Origin of the sequence: Mesorhizobium sp. M7A.F.Ca.CA.004.04.2.1, assembly GCF_004022825.1 — a bacterium.
Taxonomy (GTDB): domain Bacteria; phylum Pseudomonadota; class Alphaproteobacteria; order Rhizobiales; family Rhizobiaceae; genus Mesorhizobium.
The window spans coordinates 1-3,250 of record NZ_RZPH01000703.1; the positions used below are offsets into that span (position 1 = coordinate 1).

Consider the following 3,250-nt stretch of genomic DNA (forward strand, 5'->3'; position numbering starts at 1 on the left):
CACCGGAGACGAGGCCGTGGCTGAGCATCTGGAAGATCGCGCCCTGCACGCCTTCCTGGTTCATGGCGAAGATGCCCATGGTGACGAAGCCCATATGAGCAACCGACGAATAGGCGATCAGCTTCTTCATGTCTTCCTGCATCAGCGCCACCAGGGAGGTGTAGATGATGGCGACGACCGACAGCGCGAAGACCAGCGGCGCGAACATTTCCGACGCCAGCGGGAACATCGGCAAGGAGAAGCGCAGGAAGCCGTACCCGCCCATCTTCAACAGGATGCCGGCCAGGATGACGGAGCCCGCCGTCGGCGCCTCGACGTGCGCGTCGGGCAGCCAGGTGTGCACCGGCCACATTGGCATCTTCACCGCGAAGGAGGCGAAGAAGGCAAGCCATAGCCAGGTCTGCATGCTGGCCGGGAAGTTGTGGGTCAGCAGCGTCGGGATGTCGGTTGTGCCGGACTGGAAGAGCATCGCCATGATGGCGAGCAGCATCAGCACCGAGCCGGCGAGCGTGTAGAGGAAGAACTTGAACGAGGCGTAGACGCGCCGCTTGCCGCCCCAGACGCCGATAATGATGAACATCGGGATCAGGCCGGCTTCGAAGAAGACGTAGAACAGCACGATGTCCAGCGCGCAGAACACGCCGATCATCAGCGTTTCGAGCAGCAGGAAGGCGATCATGTAGGCCTTCACGCGCTTCTCGATCGATTCCCACGACGCCAGGATGCAGAGCGGCATCAGGAACGTCGTCAAGATGACGAACAGCATCGAGATGCCGTCGACGCCCATATGGTAGGAAATGCCGGAGTCGAGCCAGGCGACCTTCTCGACGAACTGGAAGCCGGACTGCGAATTGTCAAATCCGGTCCAGATGAACAGCGAGATGATGAACGTGAAAGTCGTCGTCAACAGCGCGATGGCGCGGATGTTGCGGCGTGCATTTTCGCTGTCGTCATTGATGAACAGGATAAGCAGCACACCAACCAGCGGCAGGAAGGTGACCAGCGAGAGGATTGGCCAGGCGGTCATCAGAGCATCATCCAGGTGACGAGTGCGGCAACGCCGATCAGCATGGCGAAGGCGTAGTGGTAGAGATAGCCGGTCTGCAGCTTGACGACGCGGTCGGTGACATCGACGACGCGCGCCGCAATGCCATCCGGGCCAAGGCCGTCGATGATGGTGCCGTCGCCGGTCTTCCACAGGAAATGGCCGAGGCGCTTGGCGGGCCGCACGAACAGGAAGTCGTAGAGCTCGTCGAAATACCACTTGTTGAGCAGGAAGGCGTAGAGCCCGCGATGCTGCGCGGCGAGGTTGACCGGCATTTCCGGCGAGCGGATGTAGAATTTCCAGGCCAGCGCGAAGCCGATCAGCATGGCGATGAAGGGCGACAGTTCGACCCACAGCGGCAATTCGTGGATGTCGTGCAGGATGTGATTGTCAGGCAGTGTGAACAGCGATGCCTTCCAGAACTCGGCATAGCCCTCGCCGATGAAGGCACCGTGGAAGATGACGCCGGCAAACAGCGCGCCCGCGGCCAAGATGAACAGCGGCACCAGCATCACCGGCGGCGATTCATGGACATGGTGCATCACCTCATGGCTCGCCCGCGGCTTGCCGTGGAAGGTCATGAAGATCAGCCGCCAGGAGTAGAAGGAGGTGAAGCAGGCGGCGATGACCAAAAGCACGAAGGCCATGCCGGCAACCGAATTGTGGCCGGCAAAGGCGCTCTCGATGATGGCGTCCTTGGAGAAGAAGCCGGCGGTGCCGATGACCGTCACCGGAATGCCGACGCCGGTCAGCGCCAGCGTGCCGATCACCATCATCCAGTAGGTGGTCGGGATCAGTTTCCTGAGGCCGCCCATCTTGCGCATGTCCTGCTCGTCGGACACGGCATGGATGACCGAGCCCGAGCCGAGGAACAGCAGCGCCTTGAAGAAGGCATGCGTGAACAGGTGGAAGATCGCCGCGCCATAGGCGCCGACGCCGAGTGCCACGAACATGTAGCCGAGCTGCGAGCAGGTCGAGTAGGCGATGACGCGCTTGATGTCGTTCTGGACGAGACCGACGGTGGCCGCGAAGAAGGCCGTGAAGGCACCGATGAAGGTCACCACAGTCAGCGCCGAATGCGACAGTTCGAACAGCGGAGACAGCCGTGCCAGCATGAACACGCCGGCCGTCACCATGGTGGCGGCATGGATCAGCGCGGAAACCGGTGTCGGGCCTTCCATGGCATCCGGCAGCCAGGTGTGCAGCGGCACTTGCGCCGACTTGCCCATGGCGCCCATGAACAGGAGCAGGCAAACGATCGTCATGGCCGCCTGCTTGTCCAGCGCATAGCCGAGGAAGGTCAGCACCGCGGCGCCGTGCGGGGCGCCTTCGGCCGGAATGAACGTCGCCGCATTGGCAAAGATGGTGCCGAGATTGACCGAACCGAACAGCACGAACAGGCCGAAAATGCCGAGCGCGAAGCCGAAATCGCCGACGCGGTTGACGACGAAGGCCTTGATTGCCGCGGCATTGGCCGACGGCTTCTTGTACCAGAAGCCGATCAGCAGATAAGAGGCGAGGCCCACCCCTTCCCAGCCGAAGAACATCTGCACCAGATTGTCTGATGTCACCAGCATCAGCATGGCGAAGGTGAACAGCGACAGATAGGCGAAGAAGCGCGGCCGGTTCGGATCGTGGTGCATGTAGCCGATCGAATAGATGTGAACCAGCGCCGACACGGTGTTGACCACCACCAGCATCACCACCGTCAGCGTGTCGATCCTGAGCGCCCAGGCCGCTTCCAGCCCGCCTGACTGGATCCAGCGCATCACCGGCACGGTGAACACCTCGCCATGGCCGAAACCGACGGTGAAGAAAGCGACCCACGACAGCACGGCCGCGATCACCAGGAAACCGGAGGTGATGTATTCGGACGCCTTGGCGCCGAGCGACGTGCCGAACAGGCCGACGATCAGGAAGCCGAGCAGGGGAAGGAAGACGATGGCCTGATACATGGTGGTTCCGTCAACCCTTCATCATGTTCACGTCTTCGACCGCGATCGAGCCGCGGTTGCGGAAGAAGACGACGAGAATGGCAAGTCCGATGGCGGCCTCGGCCGCCGCGACCGTCAGCACGAACAGCGCGAACACCTGGCCGACCAGATCGCCCAGTGCCGCCGAAAAGGCGACGAAATTGATGTTGACCGCCAGCAGGATCAGTTCGACCGACATCAGGATGACGATGACGTTCTTGCGGTTCAGGAA

Annotated in this window: 3 protein-coding genes; all 3 read right to left on the reverse strand. The window is 61.8% G+C overall.

Annotated elements, in window-relative coordinates; translation table 11 throughout:
* Positions 1–1,027 (reverse strand): NADH-quinone oxidoreductase subunit M (locus EN893_RS25520; RefSeq protein ID WP_128361865.1); only part of this gene is annotated, 1,027 nt, incomplete at its 3' end.
* Complete coding sequence (nuoL, locus tag EN893_RS25525) at positions 1,027–3,000, reverse strand: NADH-quinone oxidoreductase subunit L (protein ID WP_127267203.1); 1,974 nt, start codon at positions 2,998–3,000, stop codon at positions 1,027–1,029. The genes nuoL and EN893_RS25520, both read right to left, overlap by 1 nt.
* Before the next feature lie 10 nt (positions 3,001–3,010).
* The coding region (gene nuoK, locus EN893_RS25530; protein ID WP_128361866.1) for an NADH-quinone oxidoreductase subunit NuoK at positions 3,011–3,250 on the reverse strand (240 nt) is incomplete at its 5' end.